Origin of the sequence: Amycolatopsis sp. FBCC-B4732 (assembly GCF_023008405.1) — a bacterium.
GTDB classification, from domain to species: domain Bacteria; phylum Actinomycetota; class Actinomycetes; order Mycobacteriales; family Pseudonocardiaceae; genus Amycolatopsis; species Amycolatopsis pretoriensis_A.
In genome coordinates, this window is the sequence record NZ_CP095376.1 from 8,634,714 (window position 1) to 8,653,866 (window position 19,153).

A 19,153-nucleotide genomic window follows, 5' to 3' on the forward strand; every position below is an offset into this window, starting at 1 on the left:
TGAAAGGCGGGCCGTCCCCGGAACTCCGGGGGCGGCCCGCCTTTTCGGTGTCGCTAGCCGAGCAGCTCCGCGGGCGTGGTTCCGGTCGAGGTCAGGGGAAGGCCGAGTGCGACGCGCTCGGTGAGCCACGGGCTCGGGCGGTAGCGCGGGTCGCCCGTCGTCGAGGCGAGGCCGCGCAGGATGCGCAGCACGACGTCGCCGCCGACGAGGTCGCCCCAGGCCAGGGGGCCGCGGGGGTAGCCGAGGCCGAGGCGGACCGCCGTGTCGATGTCCGCCGGGGTCGCGAGGTGCTGGCCCGCGATGAAGCACGCCGTGTTGACGATCGAGGCCAGCAGGCGCTGGGCGATCGGGGCGGGCCCGTCGCGCACGACGGTCACCGGGTGACCGGTCGCCGCCAGCGCGCCCCAGGCGGCGCGGCCCGCCGCCGGGTCGAGGCCGGGGTGGACCGACATCGTCAGCCGGCGTTCGTAGCCGCCGAGCGGGTCGACGCCGGTGGTCCGGTCCAGCGGCAGCCCGGCGCGGGTGGCAGCGTCCACTGTGGACTCGCCGTAGAGCGGCACGAGCAGGACGGCGTCCGGGTAGGCGTCGGACACCACGTGCACGCCCGCCGTGGAAAGCGTGCGGGCGAGGTGCTCGTCCGCGGTGAACACCGGGCTCGCCGGCTTCGGCGGCGCGGCCGGCTCGTCGGCGACCCGCTGCTTGCCGTCGTCGTAGGAGTAGAAGCCTTCGCCGTTCTTCCGCCCGAACAGCCCGGCGGCGACGCGCGGCCGGGTCAGCCACGACGGCCGCAGCCGCGGGTCGCCGTGGAAGCCGCTCCAGATGCTTTCCAGGACGGCGTGGGAGACGTCGAGGCCGGTGAGGTCGAGCAGCTCGAACGGGCCGAGCTTCAGGCCGAGCACGTCACGGGCGACGCGGTCGACGTCGGCGGGCTCGGCCAGTGCTTCGGCCAGGATCTGCAGCGCCTCGGTGTTCAGGCCGCGGCCGGCGTGGTTGACCAGGAAGCCGGGCGCGTCCTTCGCCAGCACCGGCTCGTGGCCCCAGCCGCGCACCAGCTCGAGCGCCTGGCCGGGCAGCCAGTCGAACGTGCGCGCGCCGGGCACCACCTCGACCAGGCGCATCAGCGGCACCGGGTTGAAGAAGTGCAGCCCGACGAGCCGCCCGGGCTCGGCCAGCCCGGCGGCGATCTCGGTGACCGACAGCGAACTGGTGTTGGTCGCGAACACCGTCTCCTGTGGACAGACGCGCTCGAGGTCGGCGAACAGCGCCCGCTTGGTCTCGAGGTCCTCCCGCACGGCTTCGACGACGAGATCGACCCCGTCGGCCGGGGCGGCGGGCGCGTCGACCGCGACGAGCCGGTCCTTCACCGCCTGCGGGTCTTCGGTCAGCTTGCCCTTGGCGGCCAGCTTGTCGATCATCCCGCCGACGAACTCGATCGCCTGCGCGACGGCCTCGGGCCGGACGTCGGCGAGCTCGACGGTCACCCCCGCGGTCGCGGCGAGCTGGCCGATCCCGCGGCCCATCACCCCGGTCCCGATCACCCGGATCCTGCCGACCTTCCCGGCCCACCCCGTCACGTCGCCCCGCCTTTCCGTTGACCTCTGCGTGACGGTACCGCCTGGAGGCCGGCGAACCCGGCTGCGCGGAGCGCGGATCGTGTCGGCTGGTGGTGGGTGAGCGGAGCCGGGCTAGAGGCCGACGAACTCCGCCATGCGCAGCGCCGAGTGGGCGAAGAAGGCGTCCGCCGGGTCGACGCTGCCGACGTACTGGCCGAACAGGTCGAAGCTGATCGCGCCGAACAGCTGGGTCCAGGCCATCAGCAGCCGGGCCACCGTCTCCGGGCCGGCGACGATCCCGAGGACCTCCGTGAGTGCTTCCGCCTGGGCGCGCAGCTCGGGCGGGACCTCGCCGACCGCCCGCAGTTCGGTGTGCGTGAGCACCTTGACCAGCGCGAGCGCGACGCGGGCCGCCGGGGCGACGGTGTCCTGCGGCGCTTGGTAACCGGGGATCGGCGAGCCGTAGATCAGCGCGTACTCGTGCGGGTGCGCGCGGGCCCACTCGCGGGTCGCGTGCCAGATCGCCAGCCAGCGCTCCCGGGGCTCGCCCTTGCCGGGGTCCGCCTGCTCCGCGGCCTCGCCGATGGCGTTGTAGGCGTCGATGATCAGGTCCGTCAGCAGCCGGTCCCGGCTCGGGAAGTACCGGTACAACGCGGACGACACCATCCCCAGCTCACGCGCCACCGCGCGCAGCGACAGCCCGTGCGCGCCGACGTCGGCGAGCTGGCGGCGGGCTTCGTCCTTGATCTCCTGGGTCAGTTCGGCGCGGGCGCGTTCGCGGGCGGTCCGGGTCGCGGTCATGCGATCAGTGTGCCACGACGAGAGCGGCGCACAAAATCGAGAGCAGTGCTCTTGACAGTGAGCAGTGCTCGGGTGTTCACTGCTCTTAGTCGAGAGCAGTGCTCTCCCAAACTTCCGGAGGACGCCATGACCGCCGCCCGCTACATCGAGCCGAAGAAGTCCACCAACGCCTTCAACGAACTGGTCGCGAAGCTGACCAGGATGGGCGTGAGCGTCTGGGGCAGCCGGGTGCTGACCGTCGTCGGCCGCAAGAGCGGCGAGCCGCGGTCGGTGCCGGTCAACCTGCTGACCGTCGACGGCGTCCGCTACCTCGTCGCCCCGCGCGGCGAGACGCAGTGGGTGCGGAACCTGCGCTTCGCCGGCGAAGGCACGCTGCGCGTCGGGAAGCGCGTCGAGGCGTTCACGTTCCGCGAGCTGGCCGACGACGAGAAGCCGGGCATCCTCCGCGCGTACCTCAAGCGCTGGAAGTTCGAGGTCGGCGTGTTCTTCGACGGCGTCGACGCCAAGGCCTCGGACGAAAAGCTGCGCGAGATCGCGCCGGGCTACCCGATCTTCGAGATCTTCACGAAGTAGGTTTGCGCCGCCGCGTCAGGTTGGCCGCGACCAGGACCACGCCGACCAGGAACGCGGCGAGCCCGATCAGGAACCACAGCTTCTGGCCGGTCATGAAACTGCCGGTGATCACGCCGATGCCCTGCAGCACCCAGACGGCGCCGACCAGCACGAGCACGACCCCGATCGCGAAGGTGATCCAGCGCCTCATCGGCTCAGCTTAGGCCGGTCGCCCGTCCGGCACGAGTTTGTTGCGGTAGGCGTAGACCACGGCGTGCACGCGGTCGGGCAGCCCGAGCTTGCTCAGCACGCGCGACACGTGGGTCTTCACCGTCTCCTCGCCGACGTGCAGCCGCCGCGCGATCTCGGCGTTGCTGCAGGCGTTGGCGAGCAGGAGCAGCACTTCGCGTTCGCGGGACGTCAGCCGGGCCAGCTCGGGTGGTTCGGCGGCCGCGGGTTCGAGCACCGACGTGAACTTCGCGACCAGCCGCCGCGTCACCGACGGGTCGATCAGCGCGTCCCCGCGCGCGGCCACCCGCATCGCCGCGACCAGCTCTTCCGGCGCCAGGCTCTTCAGCAGGAACCCGCTCGCCCCGGCGCGCAGCGCGCGGTAGACGTACTCGTCGGCGTCGTACGTGGTGAGCACCAGGACGCGGGTGTCGTTGCCCGGCGCGGCGAGGATCGCTTCGGTCGCGGCGAGGCCGTCGAGGCGGGGCATCCGGACGTCGAGGACCGCGACGTCCGGGCGCAGGCGCGCGGTTTCGGCGACGGCTTCGCGGCCGTCGGACGCCTCGCCGACGCAGGTGAAGTCGGGCTGGGTGTCGAGCAGCGCGCGCATCCCCGAGCGGAACATCGCGTGGTCGTCGGCCAGCAGGACGCGGATCATGTGCTCTCCACCGGGAAGGTCGTGCGCAGCTGCCAGTGCCCGCCGGCTTCGCCGTAGGAGACCTGGCCGCCGAACAGGGTGACGCGCTGGCGGATTCCCGCCAGGCCGCGGTGCGCGTGCTCGTCGTGCGTGCCGCGGTCCGGGCGCAGGCCGTTCGTCACCGTGAGCACGACTTCGGTGCGGCCGTGGTTCAGCTCCACCTCGACCGGGCCTTCGCCGTGGCGCAGCGCGTTGGTCAGGGCCTCTTGGACGATCCGGTACAGGGCGACGTCGAGCGAGCCCGGCAGTTCGCGGGGCTCGCCGCGCAGGGTCAGCCGGGTGGGGAGGCCGGCCGCGCGGACGGTCTCGACCAGCTCGTCCAGGTTGTCCAGGCCGGGTTGTCCGGCGTGGGTTTCCGCGTGCAGGAGGTCGAGGAGCCGGCGCAGGTCGGCCATCGCCGAACGGCTGGCGGATTCGACGGCGCCGAGGGACTTGCGCACCGGTTCGGCGCCCTCGGGGAGGCCGAGCCGGGCCGCGCCGGCGTGCACGCCGATGGCGCTGACGTGGTGGGAGATGACGTCGTGGAGGTCGCGCGCGATCGTCGTGCGCTCCTCGAGGACGGCCCGCTTGACGGCCTCTTCCTCGTGCTGGCGGCGTTCGTCGGCTTCGCGTTCGAGGTCGGCGATGTAGGCGCGGCGGGCGGTCGTGTACCGGCCGACGAGCCACGGCAGGAGCCCGCTGACGCTGACGCTGATGGCGGTCAGCCGCCAGTCGGCCGCGGTCCGGCCGCCGCCTTCGATGCAGCCGGCGGTGACGCCGAGGAGCAGGGCGAGGAGGGCGAGGACGGCGGGTTTCGGCCGGAGCCAGGCCCCGGCGCGGTAGCCGGCGATGAGGATCCCGGCGTTGTTGCCGACGACGTACCCCTGACAGGTGCAGAGCAGCAGCGGCGCGCCGGCGAACAGGAGCGCGTGCGCGAGCGCGACCCAGCCGGAGTGGCGGGCGGCGCCGGCGAGCGCGGCGTTGACGGCGATGCCGCCGAGCAGCACCGCCCAGCCGCGCCAGCCCGATTCGCCGAGCGAGCCGCGCAGGGTGAACAGGGCGGCGTCGCAGACCACGCAGACGAGCGCGACCAGCAGCGACTGGCGCCTCAGCGACCCCCGGATGTCCGGCACACCCGCCACTTTGCCGCAAGCGGCGGGCGAGTGGGCGGGAACGCCCCGATGCGACGGGAGGGGTACGCGGCATCGGGGCGGACCCTGGCAGGAGGGCCGTCGGCGCCGAAACGCCCCAATGTGGCGTTCGGTGCGTCCAGCGCACCCGATGTGGCGTTCGGTGCGTTGAGCGCACCCAACGCCACATCGGGGCGCTCGGGGTGAGCTGGGCCGGTCAGTTCGTGGGGCGGCCCGAGTACTCGCCGCCGCGGCGCTGGCCAGGCTGGCGCTGGCCTTCGAAGCCCTGGCCCAGCGTTGTCGCCGTCGCCGTCTGGCCCTCGACCTTCGCCACCACCGTCACGTTCGTCGCGCCCTGCTTCACGTCGCCCGTCTTCCGCGTCGACGAGCCGATCGTGTACGTCTGCTTGTAGCCGTCCTTGCTGGTCAGCGTCACCGAAGTCGCGCTCAGCTCGGTGACGTCGCCGGTCTGCAGGCGCTCGGTCGTGTAGCCGCCGTTCGGGTCGGCCACGACGAAGTCGCCGTGCAGGGCGTCGCGCATCGCGGCCGGCCCGCCGCCGAAACCGCCGCCCGGCATGCCCTGGCCGCGGAACTGGCCGTTGCCGCCCGGACCGCCGAAGCCGCCGGGGCCCTGCGCGGTGTTGTCGGCGCTGCTGGTGCCCGCCCAGATCGCCGCGCCGCCGCCGGCCGCGATGACCACCGCGATGCCGGCCGCGATCGCCGTCTTCTTGCCGGACCAGCCCTTCTTCGGCGCGGCGGGGGCCGGGTCGCCCCAGTTGGCGGGGGCCGGTTCGCCCTGGGGTGGCGTGTTCGGCGTCGGCTCGGTCGTCATCGTGTCCTCCGGTGGTGCCCACACTGGTCGGAGACCAGGTTCGCCGCCGAGGCTGTGTTTGAGCTGTGCGGGGCGTCAGCGGGTGCTGTGCCTCGACCGGGCGAACTCTCACAGGGAACGCACAGCGGCCGCACAGCGAACACTGACGGCGAGCCGGGAAGGTGGCACCATGACCGCTATGAACGCCACGTCACCCGGCCCTGGCAAGGCCGACCTGCGCCGGGCCGACGGCAGTCCGGTGCGGGTGCTCGTGGTCGACGACGAATCGACGCTGGCCGAGCTCGTGTCGATGGCCCTGCGGATGGAGGGCTGGGAGGTGCGCAGCGCGGGCGACGGCACGGAGGCCGTCCGGATCGCGCGCGACTTCCGCCCCGACGCCGTCGTCCTCGACGTCATGCTCCCCGACTTCAGCGGGCTGGAAGTGCTGCGGCGCATGCGGTCCGAGGCGCCGAACCTGCCGGTGCTGTTCCTGACGGCGAAGGACGCGGTCGAGGACCGCATCGCCGGGCTCACCGCGGGCGGCGACGACTACGTCACCAAGCCCTTCAGCCTCGAAGAGGTCGCATTGCGGCTGCGCGCGTTGCTGCGCCGCGCGGGTGGCGTCACCGGCGCGAGCGGGTCGCAGCTGGTCGTCGGCGACCTCACCCTCGACGAGGACAGCCGCGAGGTGCACCGCGGCGGCGACCTGGTGCCGCTGACCGCGACCGAGTTCGAGCTGCTGCGCTACCTCATGCGCAACCCCAAGCGCGTGCTGTCGAAGGCCCAGATCCTGGACCGCGTCTGGAGCTACGACTTCGGCGGGCAGGCCAACATCGTCGAGCTCTACATCTCCTACCTGCGCAAGAAGATCGACGCCGACCGCGAGCCGATGATCCACACCATGCGGGGCGCCGGGTATGTCCTCAAGCCAGCGGGCTGAGCGGCGGCGGTTCCGGACGCGGCGGCCGTGGTCGCTGCGGCGGCGGCTGATCGTCCAGCTCGCCGCGCTGCTCGCGCTGGTGTGCCTGGTCGTCGGCGTGGTCACGGAGTTCGCGCTGAGCGAGTTCCTCGTCGGCCAGCAGGACAAGCGGCTGGCCGCGACGAACGACCGCGGCAAGCACAACGGCGAGCCCCCGCCCTGGGTGTACGGCGACACGCCACCGCCCGACCCGCTGCGGGTGCTCGGGCAGGGCGACGGCACCCTCGCGGTCACGGTGAGCGCCGGGCTGGTCCGGGCGAGCGTCCTGGACTTCACCGCCGGCGCGGTCCCCACCGCCACCGGGCAGGGCAAGCGACGGCCACCGCTCAAGCCGATCAGCCGCGACCAGGTGACGACGCTGCTCACGCTGGCGGCCGACGGCAAGCCACACACCGTCGACCTCGGCGGCAGCCTCGGCGAATACCGCGTCCTGTCGACCGCGTCGCCCGGCGGCGAGCGCACGGTCATCGGCCTGCCGCTGAGGGACGTCAACGAAACGCTGTGGCGGCTCGGGTTCATCCTCGGCGGCGTCGCGCTCGCCGGGATCCTGGTCGCGGGCGCGGTCGGCGCGGCGACGATCCGGCGCACGATGAAGCCGCTCGACCGGCTGGCCGCGACCGCGACGCGCGTGTCCGAGCTGCCGCTGGACCGCGGTGAAGTCGCGCTGTCGGAACGGGTCCCGGAACCCGACACCGACCCGAACACCGAGGTCGGCAAGGTCGGCTCGGCGCTGAACCGGATGCTGCAGCACGTCGCGAACGCGCTCACCGCGCGGCACGCGAGCGAGAACCGCGTCCGCCAGTTCGTCGCGGACGCGAGCCACGAGCTCCGCACGCCGCTGGCGGCGATCCGCGGGTACGCCGAGCTCACGCGCCGCAGCGGCGAGCAGGTGCCGCCGGACGTCGCGTTCGCGATGAGCCGCGTCGAGTCGGAGTCGCGCCGGATGACGACGCTGGTCGAGGACCTGCTGCTGCTCGCGCGCCTGGACTCCGGCCGCCAGGTGGTGCACGAGTGGGTGGACCTGTGCCGGCTGGTGGCCGACGCGGTCGCGGACGCGCACGTCGCGGGCCCGGACCACAAGTGGCTGATGGACGTCCCCGGCGAGCCGATCGGCGTGCGCGGCGACGCGGGCCAGCTGCACCAGGTGGTGATCAACGTGCTGGCCAACGCGCGCACGCACACCCCGGCGGGCACGACGGTGACGACCACTTTGTCCACTTCGGACGAGACGGTCCGCCTCCGCGTCGCCGACGACGGCCCCGGCATCCCCCCGGACATCCTCCCGGACGTCTTCGAGCGCTTCGCCCGCGGCGACAATTCGCGATCGCGCGCGGCGGGGAGCACGGGCCTCGGGCTGGCGATCGTGGCCGCGGTGGTCAGCGCGCACGACGGCCGGGTGGCGGTGCAGAGCCGGCCGGGCCGCACGGAGTTCGAGATCACGTTCCCGGCGGCGCCGACGCCCGCGTGACGGGTTTCGTCTCGAACGCATTGAAGGGCGTACCGGTGTCCGAGCGTGTTCTACGAAACACCTCGAGCGAGCCATTCTTCAATGTTGTGGTCTTCCCTGTTCATCCAAGGCGCGGCGCCTCGTGCGGGTGATGGTGGGAAATCGTCGTGAACGTCGACAGTCGGGGCGGATGCACAGCGTACGCACAGCTTCGGCACATCTTCACCACATGCGGCGCCGACACGGTGAAGCCCATGACGACCACGCTGTCGGCGCCCGCGCTCGCCCAGCCCGCTCCCGAAGCCGCGCGTGAAGCCCGGTGGGTCAAGCCGGCCGTGGCCGTGCTGCTGCTCGGCACCGGGGTGCTCTACCTGTGGGACCTGGCGAAAACGGGCTGGGCCAACGACTTCTACGCGATGGCCGCGCAGGCCGGGACGTGGAGCTGGAAGGCCCTGTTCTTCGGCTCGCTCGACCCCGGCAACGTCGTCACCGTCGACAAGCCGCCGTTCTCGCTGTGGGTGATGGGGTTGTCCGGGCGGCTCTTCGGCTTCTCCAGCTGGAGCCTGCTCGTGCCGAACGCGCTCGCCGGCGTCGCCTCGGTCGGCCTGGTCTACCTCGCCGTGCGGCGGCTGTCCGGGCCGGGAGCCGGGTTGCTGGCCGGGGCCGGGCTCGCGCTGACGCCGGTTGCCGCGCTGATGTTCCGCTACGACAACCCCGATGCCTTCCTCGTGCTGCTGCTCGTCGCCGGCGCGTACTGCGTCGTGCGCGCGCTCGAACGCGGGAGCACGGTGTGGCTGCTGCTCGCCGGGGTCGCGATCGGGTTCGGCTTCCTCGACAAGATGCTGCAGGCGTTCCTCGTGCTGCCCGCGTTCGTGCTCGCCTACGCCGTCGCGGCGCCGACGTCGCTGGGCCGCCGGATCTGGCAGCTGGCTGCCGCGGCCGGTGCCGTGCTCGTCTCCGCGGGCTGGTGGATCGCGGTCGTCGCGGTGTGGCCGGCCGCCGACCGGCCCTACATCAGCGGCTCGACCGACAACACCGTGCTGGAACTCGCGTTCGGCTACAACGGCCTCGGCCGGATCTTCGGCGAAGGCCGCGGTGGCGGCGGTGGCGGGGCGGTCACGCCACCCGCCGGGCTGGAACTGCCCGCGGGCGGGCGCGGCTTCGGCGGTGGCTTCGGCGGTGAAACCGGGCTGACGCGGCTGTTCAGCGGCGAGTTCGGCGGCGAAGCGTCGTGGCTGCTGCCCGCCGCGCTCATCGGGCTGGTCGCCGGCCTGTGGTTCACCCGCCGCGCGCCGCGCACCGACCGGACGCGGGCGGCGCTGCTGCTGTGGGGTGGCTGGCTGGTCGTCACCGCGCTGGTGTTCAGCTACATGAGCGGGATCATCCACCCGTACTACACGGTCGCGCTGGCGCCCGGGATCGCCGCCACGTTGGGGATTTCCGCACGGGAGCTGTGGCGCGGCCGGGCGAACTTCGCCGCCCGCGCGGTGCTCGCCGTCCTGCTCGCCGTGACCGCGGTGTGGGGTTTCCTGCTCCTCGCGCGGACGCCGGACTGGCAGCCGTGGGTGCGCTACGCGCTGCTCGTGCTGAGCGCGGCCGCCGTGCTCGCGCTGCTGTTCGGCGCCGACCGGCTCCGGCGGCTCGGCCCGGTCGTGGCCGTGCTCGGCCTGTGCGGCGCGCTGCTCGGGACGTCGGCCTTCACACTGGCCACGGCGGCGACCGCGCACTCGGGCGGGACGCCGTCGTCCGGGCCGGCCGTCGCGAGTGGACGCGGCTTCGGTGGCGGTGCCCGCGGTTTCGGCGGCGGGCAGACCGACACCGCGGTGATCGACCTGCTCAAGGGCACGACGACGAAGTGGGCCGCGGCGCAGAGCGGCGCGATGGAGTCGGCCGGGCTGGCGCTCGCCAGTGGACGGCCGGTGCTCGCGATCGGCGGCTTCAGCGGCAGCGACCCGGCACCGACGCTCGAGCAGTTCCAGCGGTACGTCGCGAGCGGCGACGTCCACTACTACGTCGCGGGCGGGCGCGGTGGCTTCGGGGGCGGCCGGGGGACCGCCGGCGAAATCCAGACCTGGGTCGAGCAGAACTTCGCACCGGTCACCGCCGAGAGCACGACGGTTTACGACCTGACAAAATCTATCAATTGATCGAAATGCGCCACCGTGTTTCGATCGTGTTAACGACCGGGGAATCATTCGCGGATCCGAGATCGATGCGGTATCGGCGTGATCGTACACCTGTTCGGCTCCCGTTCCGGTGGCCGGAAAACGCTGGACGATTGTTCAACGAGGCGAGGTAGCGCTCGGTGATCAACGTCCTGCGGTGTAACGCCGGAGGACTACTGCCCGTGCAACTGCACGCGGCCGACGCCGGTCCACGACCCGATCTTGGCCGGGCGGCCGACAGAAACCTCTCCGAAGGTGATCTTCAACCGGGCTGATGTTGCTGGTTGACAAGGTTGATGGTCACTCGTTCGGATGCACTGTTGGGGCGTTGTGGTGATCGTGTGTCACTCGCTAGGGTGTCCGCCGGGAGAGGGACAAGGGGTGGGCAGGCTTGGCACGCTCAGTGCCGCGTTTCACATCGTGGTGGGTAATCCTTGTCTCGCGTTCTCTCGCTATGACCCGATCAGGTGCGGCTGGAAGAGAGCAGCGATGACCGTGCGCGGTGGCGCAGCTCTGCCCTGTCCGCCCCCGCTTCGTCACGACCTGTAGCCCCGAGCACCGCAATTCCCCCGATAGGTACGGCACCACTCCACTTCCCCCGCACTCTGGAGTTCGTTGTGATTTCCCGTCCTCGACCCCGTCTGCTGACGGTGCTCCTCACCTTGCTCACCCTCGCGGGCGTCACCGCGCTCTCCGGGTGCAGTGACAGTTCCGCTTCGGGCAGCGGCGGCAAGATCACGCTCGGGTTCAGCGCCTGGCCGGGGTGGTTCCCCTGGCAGGTGGCGCAGGAACAGGGCCTGTTCGCCAAGAACGGCGTGAACGTCGACCTCAAGTACTTCGACAACTACACCGACAGCATCAACGCCCTTTCCAGTGGTGCCATCGACGCCAACAGCCAGACCCTCAACGACACGCTGTCCTCGGCGTCCGGCGGCGCCAAGCTGTCGATCGTGCTGGTGAACGACAACTCCACCGGCAACGACAAGATCATCGCGCGGGACGGGATCAACGCGATCGCCGACCTGAAGGGCAAGAAGGTCGCGGTCGAGCAGGGAACGGTGGACCACTACCTGCTGCTGCTCGCGCTGCAGGCGGCGAAGCTGTCCGAAAAGGACATCCAGCTCGTCAACCTGCCGACCGACGCCGCCGCGGCCGCGTTCGTCGCCGGCCAGGTCGACGCGGTGGGTGCGTTCGCGCCGTTCACCTCGAAGGCGCTGGAGCGCCCCGGCAGCCGCGCGATCTCGACGTCGGCGGAGTTCCCCGGCGCCATCCCGGACCACCTCGTCACGTCGCAGAAGCTGGTCAAGGAGCACCCGAAGGACGTCCAGGCGCTGGTCAACACCTGGTTCGAGACGCTGACCTGGATCAAGAACAACAAGGACGCGGCCGTCGGGATCATGGCCAAGCGCGGTGGTGTCTCCGACGCCGACTACAAGTCCTACGACGCCGGCACCACGATCTTCACGCGCCAGCAGAACCTCGACGCGTTCACCCCTGGCGTCACCGCGCAGCACCTCGACTTCCAGGCGAACAAGATCATCGACTTCATCGTGAACACCGGGCTCGCCCAGCAGCGGCCGTCGCTCGACGGGTTGTTCGACGACCAGTTCGTCAAGGCCGCGCCGCAGTGACCGGTCCGACCCAGCGCACCACCTCGGCGAGCCCGGCCGACGAACGGGCCGCCGAGGCACTGGAAGCCGAGCAGCGGCTCGCCGAACAGCAGGAGTCCGGGCGGGGCCGTCCCGACTGGGCGCCGCTGCCCCGCCGGACGGCGCCGAAGCCCGGCTCGGCGCTGTTCTCCTTGCGCAAGCCCATTTCCGCGACCGCCCGCTGGACACTGGCGGTGCTGTCGTTCGCGATCCCGTTCCTCGCGTGGGTCGTGCTCAGCGTCAGCGGCGCCGTCGACTCGACGTTCCTGCCGTCCCCGGCCGCGGTGCTCAAGGCCGGGCTCGACATGGCGGGCAGCGGCGAGCTCTTCGACGACCTCTGGGCGACCACCCAGCGCGTCCTCGAAGGCTTCGGCCTCGCCGTGCTGGTCTCGGTGCCGCTCGGCATCCTGATGGGCACCTTCGCCGCGGGGCAGGCGTTCTTCGAACCGCTGATCGGCCTGCTGCGCTACCTGCCGGCGAGCGCGTTCATCCCGCTGCTGATCATCTGGCTCGGTCTCGGCGAGCCGTCGAAGATCGCCATCCTCTTCATCGGGACGGTCTTCTTCAACACGCTGATGACCGCCGACGTCGTCCGCGGCGTGCCGGCTTCGCTGCTCGACGTCTCCTACACGCTCGGCGCGCGCCGGGGCGAGGTGCTGCGCAAGGTCGTCGTGCCGCACTCGCTGCCGGGCATGATCGACGCGATCCGGGTCAACGCCGCCGCGGCGTGGAACTTCGTGGTCGTCGCCGAGCTGATCAACTCCTCGGCGGGCCTCGGCTACCGGATCGTCCGCGCGCAGCGGTTCCTGCAGACGGACAAGATCTTCGCGGTCCTGGTGGTCATCGGGGTCGCCGGGCTCGTCATCGACGTCCTGCTGCGCCTGCTGCGCACGCAGGTGGGGAAGTGGGCGGCATGACGCTGGAACTGCGGAACGTCGCCAAGGACTACCACGCCGGTGGCCGGGTGACTCGCGCGCTCGACGGCGTGGACCTCGAGGTGCTGCGCGGCGAGTTCGTCTGCGTCGTCGGCGCGAGCGGCTCCGGCAAGTCGACCCTGCTGTCGCTGGTGGCCGGGCTCGACCGGCCGACCGACGGCGAGATCGTGCTCGACGGCGTCCCCGTGACCGGCCCCGGGCCGGACCGCGGGCTCGTCTTCCAGTCCGGCGCGCTCTACCCGTGGCGCAACGTCGAGAAGAACGTCGCGTTCGGACTGGAGCTGCTCGCGCTCGACGCGGCCGAGCGCGCCGAGCGCGTCGACTGGTACCTCGCCGAAACCGGCCTGGCCACCGTGCGCAAGTCGCTGCCGAAACAGCTGTCCGGCGGCCAGAAGCAGCGCGTCGCGATCGCGCGCGCCCTCGCGTGCGAGCCGGATGTGCTGCTGCTGGACGAACCCTTCGGCGCCTTGGACGTCCAGACCAAGGAGGACATGCAGGTGCTGATCCGCCAGGTGTGGGCCGACACGGGCACGACGGTGCTGATGGTCACCCACGACGTCGAGGAAGCGGTGTTCCTCGGCGGCCGGGTGGTCGTGCTCGCCTCCGACCCGGGGCGGATCGCCGCCGACGTCGAGGTGGAGCTGCCCGCCGAGCGCGACCTGGCGGTGAAGCGCGAACCGCGGTTCCTCGCGCTGCGCGCCCGGATCGAGGACCTGGTCCGGGAGCAGCACCGGAGCCACGTGAGCCGGGTGGCCGCGGTCGAGTGAGAACGCAAGACGGGAAGGTGGCGGGATGAAGCACGGCGGGGCGACCGCGGAACGCACGGGCGGCGGGGGTTTTCTCACCCGGCTCGGCATTCGCGGCAAGCTGAACCTGCTGCTCCTGCCACCGCTGGTCGCGGTGGTGCTGGTGTCGGTGCCGTTCGTGCTGACGCAGGCGAGCAGCGCCGTGGCCGCGACGCAGTCGGCGACGGTGGCGCGGCACACCCAGCAGCTCGGCGGCCTGGTCTGGCAGCTGCAGCGCGAGCGGCTGCTGACCGGCGCTTTCGTCGCCACGCCGTCGATGCCCGCCGACCAGATGCTGCAGCAGCAGAAGGCGGTGAACGCGGCCGTCGAGAACGTGCGGTCGTCACTGGGTTCCGACGCGCCGGACGAGCTGGCCGCCGCGCTGACCCGGGTCGGCTCGCTGAACGAGCTCCGGCAGAACGCGCAGCGCCGCGGCGTCGCGCTCGACAGCGTCGCCCGCACCTACCACGCGGTGATCGGCGCGGTGATCGACTCGCTGCGGCTCGTCCCGCAGCTGACCAGTGACGCCGAAGGCACGCGGGAGCTGACCGCGCTGGAGGCGCTGCTGCGCGCGAACGAGGAGAACTCGTTGCGCGGCATGGCGTTGATCGTGACGGCGGTTTCGCCCGAAGCCGGCCGGTCCATCCTGGACGACGCGACCCAGCAGGCGCCGATCTTCACCGACCGGTTCGTCCAGCAGGCCGACGACGAGACCGACCGCTCGCAGTCCGCGCTGGTCGTCAACGTCGAGCAGAGCGAAGCGGGCCGCAAGATCAACGACCTCGCCGCCCAGATCGACAACCCCCGCAGCGAAGCCGGGACCACCCAGTACGTCGCCGACGTCCTGAGCGCGTCGGAATCCCAGGCGGGGCAGCGGAAACTCGTGCAGGAGAAGGTCACTGGCGAAATCGCCGACGCGGCGACCGGCCGCGCCGACGCCGGCACCCGGCTGGCCTGGACGGTCGGCATCGGCGCGGCCGCGCTGTTCCTGCTGGTCGCCTTCCTCGCCGTCGCGGTCGCCCGCTCGATCGCGCAGCCGCTGCGGCGGCTGACCACGGCGGCGACGTCGGTCGCCGACCTCGCCGGCACCGAGCTCGTCCGCGTGACCGACACCGAGGAGGCCGAGGAGCAGGTCCCGCGGCTGGCCACCATCGACGTCGTTTCGAGCGACGAGCTCGGCAAGCTGGCCGCCGCGTTCAACCGGGTCCAGACCACCGCGGCCGAGCTGGTCGAGCGGCAGGCGCTCACCCGGCGCAACACCGGCCTGATGTTCGCGAACGTCGCCAAGCGCACGCAGAACCTCGTCGGCCGCCAGCTGGCGCTGATCGACGAGGTCGAGCGCAACGAGCAGGACACCCGGCTGCTGGCCAGCCTCTACCGGCTCGACCACCTCTCCACCCGCCTCCGCCGGAACGCGGACAACCTGCTCGTGGTGTCCGGTACCCGCGACGAAACCCGTATCGCCGGCCCGATCGAGCTGGCCACGGCCCTGCGCTCGGCGCTCGCGGAGATCGAGGACTACCAGCGGGTCAAGCTCGGCGTCGTCGCCGACATCCTGCTGTCTTCGGCGCTCGGTGCCGACCTGGTGCTGGTGTTCGCCGAGCTGCTGGAGAACGCGACGTCGTTCTCGCCGCCGGGGTCGATGGTCGAAGTGGACACGATGATCCTCAACGACGGCTCGTGCCTGGTGAACGTCGTCGACCACGGCATCGGCATGACCGCGGAGAAGATGGCCGAAGAGAACAAGCGGCTCGTCGAGCGCGAACGCCTCGAGCTGGCACCGACGAGTGTGCTCGGCCTGTTCGTGGTCGGCCGCCTGGCCCGGCGCCACGAACTGGGCGTCGAGCTGCTCGCGACGCCGACCACCGGCGGCGTGACCGCGCGGCTGACCGTCCCGCCGTCGCTGTTCAGCCACCGCACCGGGCTGCTCCCGAAGACCGAGCCGGTGCCGGCGATCCCGGCGCAGGTGGCGCCCACGCCGAAACCGCGTCCCGCGGAAGCCGTCGCGGTGACCTCCGTGTCCACTTTGGATGAGCTGCGGCCGGTGGCTCGCCCGGCCGAACTGCCCGCGCCGGCGATCCCGGCGCTGCTCGGCCACGGCAACGGCTTCCGCTGGTTCAACCAGCTCGAACCGGTGTGGCCGGACGCCGAACCCGCCGACCCGCCCGCGGCGCCCGTCGCCGAGCCGGAGCCCGAGACCCGGGGTGGCCTGCGCCGCCGCGTCCGCGGGGCCCAGCTGCCCGACCCGGGCACGACGGCGGCGGTGGCCGACGACGACAAGCCGCGCCACGACCCGGACGCGACCAAGCTCGCCATGGACGGCTTCCAGAGCGCTTTCGCGAGGGCCGCCGAGGTCAGCGCGATGGACACCGACCCGCCGTCCGCCCCACCGACGGTGGTGACCGCACCCGTCGCCCCCGCACTTTCACGTGAAAGTGCTGACCTGGGCGCTGCACTTTCACGTGAAAGTGCGGCTTTGCTGCCGGGCGATGGCGCGTCGCTGCCGGTGCGCGTTCCCGGGGAGTCGGCGATGCCCGGTGGCGCGGTTCCCGCCGTGGCGCCGGCCGCCGCGGCCCCGCAGTCCCGGGACGGCCTGGTCCGCCGCGTCCCCGGAGCCCAGCTCGCCCCCGGCCTGCGCCAGCAGCCCGCGGGGCGGCCGATCGCCCGAGCCGTCGTCAACCGCAGCAAGCGGGACCCGGCGGCCGAGCGAGCGGCGTTCGACGCGTTCGCCGCCGGCCTCGCCAAGGCGGACGCGGTTACGGCAGACAGCCCGCCCCAAGGCGTGGTCGCCGGTCGTGTGATGGAACGAGGAGAAGAGAGCAGGAAATGAGCATCCCCGCACCTGGCGTCAGTGTCGAAGCCCAGAACTTCAACTGGCTGGTGAGCCGCTTCGCGCAGCACACCGCGGGCGCGATCGCCGCCATCGCGGTCTCGGCCGACGGCTTGCTGATCGCGGTGTCCTCGGAGCTCGAGCGCTCCAACGCCGACCGCCTCGCCGCGATCTCCTCCGCCATGCTCGGCCTCGCGCACGGCGTCTCCGAAAGCCACCCGCTCGGCTCGCCGGACAAGGTGATCATCGAACTGGAGCACGGCTACCTGCTGGTCTGCACCATCAGCATCGGCTGCTCGCTCGGCGTCCTCGCCAACAAGCAGGCCAGCCTCGGCACGATCGCCTACGAGATGGCGATGTTCGCCAACCGCGCCACCGAAGTCCTCACGCCGGGCCTGATCGAGGAGCTCAAGAACACCGTGGGTGCGTGATGGCCGAAGAGCCGGACATCTCGCTGCTGCGGCCGTACCTGATGACCTCGGGGCGGGCGCAGCCGGTGGACCAGACCCTCGAGATCGAGGCGCAGGTCATGACGTCCCGCCTGGGCGCGGCCTCGCACCCGAAGCTCACGTTCGAGCGGCAGGAAATCGTTTCCCTCTGCCGGAGCACGATGTCGGTCGCCGAGGTGGCCGCCATGCTCGGCCTCCACATCGGCGTCGCCCGCGTGCTGGTGGCCGACCTCGCCGAGCTGGGGTACGTCGTCGTCCGGCGCCCGGGCAACCACAACAAGCACGACCTCGGCATGATCGAAAGGGTCATTCGTGGACTCGAAGCCATTCACTGAACCGGCGGCCCGCCCGCCGGCCCCGGTCAAGATCGTCATCGCGGGCGGCTTCGGCGTCGGCAAGACGACCGCGGTCGGCGCCATCTCGGAGATCAAGCCGCTGACGACCGAGGCGGCGATCACCTCGGTGGCGGCTTCGGTGGACCGCACCGGCCACGTCCCGGCCAAGACCACCACGACGGTCGCGCTGGACTTCGGCTGCATCACGATCGACGACGAGGTCAAGCTGTACCTGTTCGGCACCCCCGGCCAGGACCGCTTCGGCTTCATGTGGCAGGACCTGGTCCACGGCGCGCTGGGCGCACTGGTGATCGTGGACACCCGCCGCATGGACGACTGCTACCCGGCGGTCGACTACTTCGAGAAGGCCGGCCTGCCGTTCGTGGTGGGGGTGAACATGTTCAACGGCTCGCTCGGCCACAACCTGGAGGACATCCGCTGGGCCCTCGCGGTCGGCGACGACGTCCCCCTGATCACGTTCGACGCGCGGCAGAAGCTTTCGGTGCGGGACGCGCTGCTCGCGGTGCTGCACAACACGTTCAAGAAGGCCCGAGCCCAGGCGGGCGCGGGGGCGTGAGGGGTTCTCGACAGGTCTGGAGAGCTCCAGGGAGGGGTTCCCGAGACGTACCCGGGACTACCCGACTACACTGATCCACGGACCCCGCGCGGCGTCCACCCTGTGAACCTCCCCAGGGCCGGAAGGCAGCAAGGATAAGCAGGCTCTGACGGGTGCGCGGGGTCCCCTTCTTTTCGGCTCCGGCTCTCGGGGCTTCGCCCCTTCGCCGGGCCTTCACTTCGTCCTTTTGCCCGGGGGCCGAGCCCCCGGACCCCCACGGTGCCTTGTGCGCCGGCTGGGGGGTCTGCCGTGGCATCCCCGCGAGTGAGAGCGGGCGTGAGCGGGGTGTGGCGGGCGCGGGTGAGAGCGGGCTCTAGAACAGGCCCAGGACGTCGTCCGGGGGTTTTGGGGGCGGTGGGGTGTCCGCGTCCGTGATCACCGCTGCTCGGCCTGCCAGTTTGTGCAGCTCCGGGCCGTGGACGCACCTCGCCGGGAACGCCGCCGAGGCCGTTCGGCGCTCGAGCTCCGCTGTCGGCAGTGCCGAAGCCGAGGCCGCGAAGACCAGGTTGCCGAAGCGGCGGCCCTTCAGGACCGCCGGGTCCGCCAGCACCAGGACCTCCGGGAAGACCGCCAGCAGCGTCGCCAGGAAGCGGCGGGCGAACGGCAGGCCCGAGCCGTCCGTGATGTTCGCCAGGTACGTGCCCGGGGGGCGGAGGATGCCGGCGATCGCGCGGGTCGCCTCCAGCGTGGCCAGGCCGCCCGCCAGCTTCGCGCGCTCGAACGCGTCGACCACCACCAGGTCCGCCGTGTCCTCGCGGCGGGTCGCCAGGCCCGTGCGGCCGTCGGTGATCCGGACGCGCAGGCCCGGGAGCCGCAGGCCCAGCTGGGCGCGGACCAGGTCGACCAGCTCGCCGTCGGCGTCGAACACCAGCTGCCGCGAGCCCGGGCGCGTCGCCGCCACGTAACGCGGCAGCGTGCACGCCGCGCCACCGATGTGCAGCGCGTCGACGGGCCCCGGCGGCAGCAGGTCCACCACGTCCCCGAACCGGCGGACGTAGTCGAACTCCAGGTCGGCCGGGTCGTCGAGGTCGACATAGGACTGCGCGACGCCGTCCACCGACAGCAGCCACGCGTTGCCCCGGTCGGCGTCCCGGACCAGCTCCGCGGTCCCGAACTGCACCGGGTACCGCCCGGGCACCGGCCCGGTCTTCCGCGAACGACTCACGAACCCGGAGGTTATCGGAAACATTCCGCCCGGCCCGGCGATAAGTG

General features: G+C 71.9%; 18 protein-coding genes and 1 other RNA gene. 12 read left to right on the forward strand and 7 right to left on the reverse strand.

The window, feature by feature from the left end:
- Positions 1 to 53 precede the first annotated feature (53 nt).
- On the reverse strand, positions 54 to 1,574 hold the full coding sequence (locus MUY14_RS39005; RefSeq protein ID WP_247017103.1) for a 3-hydroxyacyl-CoA dehydrogenase: 1,521 nt from the start codon (positions 1,572 to 1,574) through the stop codon (positions 54 to 56).
- 111 nt (positions 1,575 to 1,685) lie between these two features.
- Entirely contained in the window at positions 1,686 to 2,354 is a 669-nt protein-coding gene (locus MUY14_RS39010; RefSeq protein WP_247017105.1) for a TetR/AcrR family transcriptional regulator, read from the reverse strand.
- A 126-nt stretch (positions 2,355 to 2,480) separates the two neighbouring features.
- On the opposite strand from MUY14_RS39010, the gene MUY14_RS39015 reads away from it, so the two are divergent.
- Positions 2,481 to 2,927 carry a nitroreductase family deazaflavin-dependent oxidoreductase gene (locus tag MUY14_RS39015; RefSeq protein WP_247017107.1) on the forward strand — a complete coding sequence of 149 codons (447 nt, stop codon included), beginning with the start codon at positions 2,481 to 2,483 and terminating at the stop codon, positions 2,925 to 2,927.
- Here MUY14_RS39015 and MUY14_RS39020 read toward each other — a convergent pair.
- The 4 genes from MUY14_RS39020 to MUY14_RS39035 form a co-directional block, all read right to left on the reverse strand.
- On the reverse strand, positions 2,917 to 3,117 hold the full coding sequence (locus MUY14_RS39020) for a hypothetical protein (protein ID WP_247017109.1): 201 nt from the start codon (positions 3,115 to 3,117) through the stop codon (positions 2,917 to 2,919). The genes MUY14_RS39015 and MUY14_RS39020 overlap by 11 nt on opposite strands.
- A 9-nt stretch (positions 3,118 to 3,126) precedes the next feature.
- Positions 3,127 to 3,792 (reverse strand): response regulator transcription factor, encoded by a 666-nt coding sequence (locus tag MUY14_RS39025; protein WP_247017111.1) that lies wholly within the window; start codon positions 3,790 to 3,792, stop codon positions 3,127 to 3,129.
- The gene (locus MUY14_RS39030) at positions 3,789 to 4,943 is read right to left on the reverse strand and encodes a sensor histidine kinase (protein WP_247017113.1); all 1,155 of its coding nucleotides are present in this window, start codon (positions 4,941 to 4,943) and stop codon (positions 3,789 to 3,791) included. The genes MUY14_RS39025 and MUY14_RS39030 overlap by 4 nt, the downstream gene beginning before the upstream one ends.
- Before the next feature lie 214 nt (positions 4,944 to 5,157).
- Positions 5,158 to 5,772: a hypothetical protein gene (locus MUY14_RS39035; protein ID WP_247017115.1), complete on the reverse strand. Its 615-nt coding sequence runs from the start codon at positions 5,770 to 5,772 to the stop codon at positions 5,158 to 5,160.
- A gap of 169 nt (positions 5,773 to 5,941) precedes the next feature.
- Between MUY14_RS39035 and MUY14_RS39040 the strand changes: the two genes are divergently transcribed.
- From MUY14_RS39040 to ffs, 11 genes are all read left to right on the forward strand, one after another.
- Positions 5,942 to 6,691 carry a response regulator transcription factor gene (locus tag MUY14_RS39040; RefSeq protein WP_281506212.1) on the forward strand — a complete coding sequence of 250 codons (750 nt, stop codon included), beginning with the start codon at positions 5,942 to 5,944 and terminating at the stop codon, positions 6,689 to 6,691.
- Complete coding sequence (locus tag MUY14_RS39045; RefSeq protein WP_247017117.1) at positions 6,669 to 8,198, forward strand: cell wall metabolism sensor histidine kinase WalK; 1,530 nt, start codon at positions 6,669 to 6,671, stop codon at positions 8,196 to 8,198. The genes MUY14_RS39040 and MUY14_RS39045 overlap by 23 nt, the downstream gene beginning before the upstream one ends.
- Before the next feature lie 233 nt (positions 8,199 to 8,431).
- Complete coding sequence (locus MUY14_RS39050; RefSeq protein WP_247017119.1) at positions 8,432 to 10,324, forward strand: glycosyltransferase family 39 protein; 1,893 nt, start codon at positions 8,432 to 8,434, stop codon at positions 10,322 to 10,324.
- Between the two features lie 635 nt (positions 10,325 to 10,959).
- Complete coding sequence (locus MUY14_RS39055; protein WP_315863239.1) at positions 10,960 to 11,973, forward strand: ABC transporter substrate-binding protein; 1,014 nt, start codon at positions 10,960 to 10,962, stop codon at positions 11,971 to 11,973.
- Positions 11,970 to 12,908, forward strand: coding sequence for an ABC transporter permease (locus MUY14_RS39060; protein ID WP_247017123.1), 939 nt, complete (start codon positions 11,970 to 11,972; stop codon positions 12,906 to 12,908). The genes MUY14_RS39055 and MUY14_RS39060 overlap by 4 nt, the downstream gene beginning before the upstream one ends.
- Positions 12,905 to 13,693 (forward strand): ABC transporter ATP-binding protein, encoded by a 789-nt coding sequence (locus MUY14_RS39065; protein WP_247017125.1) that lies wholly within the window; start codon positions 12,905 to 12,907, stop codon positions 13,691 to 13,693. The genes MUY14_RS39060 and MUY14_RS39065 overlap by 4 nt, the downstream gene beginning before the upstream one ends.
- A gap of 25 nt (positions 13,694 to 13,718) precedes the next feature.
- Positions 13,719 to 16,541 (forward strand): nitrate- and nitrite sensing domain-containing protein, encoded by a 2,823-nt coding sequence (locus tag MUY14_RS39070; protein ID WP_247017127.1) that lies wholly within the window; start codon positions 13,719 to 13,721, stop codon positions 16,539 to 16,541.
- Positions 16,538 to 16,972, forward strand: a complete 435-nt coding sequence (locus tag MUY14_RS39075) for a roadblock/LC7 domain-containing protein (protein ID WP_086861817.1) — start codon at positions 16,538 to 16,540, stop codon at positions 16,970 to 16,972. The genes MUY14_RS39070 and MUY14_RS39075 overlap by 4 nt, the downstream gene beginning before the upstream one ends.
- Positions 16,972 to 17,325, forward strand: a complete 354-nt coding sequence (locus tag MUY14_RS39080; RefSeq protein WP_247025460.1) for a DUF742 domain-containing protein — start codon at positions 16,972 to 16,974, stop codon at positions 17,323 to 17,325. The genes MUY14_RS39075 and MUY14_RS39080 overlap by 1 nt, the downstream gene beginning before the upstream one ends.
- On the forward strand, positions 17,303 to 17,902 hold the full coding sequence (locus MUY14_RS39085; RefSeq protein ID WP_247017129.1) for an ATP/GTP-binding protein: 600 nt from the start codon (positions 17,303 to 17,305) through the stop codon (positions 17,900 to 17,902). The genes MUY14_RS39080 and MUY14_RS39085 overlap by 23 nt, the downstream gene beginning before the upstream one ends.
- 76 nt (positions 17,903 to 17,978) lie before the next feature.
- Positions 17,979 to 18,073, forward strand: an RNA gene (gene ffs, locus MUY14_RS39090) — signal recognition particle sRNA small type.
- Positions 18,074 to 18,254: 181 nt separating this feature from the next.
- Here ffs and MUY14_RS39095 read toward each other — a convergent pair.
- Complete coding sequence (locus MUY14_RS39095; RefSeq protein ID WP_247017131.1) at positions 18,255 to 19,130, reverse strand: spermidine synthase; 876 nt, start codon at positions 19,128 to 19,130, stop codon at positions 18,255 to 18,257.
- Positions 19,131 to 19,153: the final 23 nt, after the last annotated feature.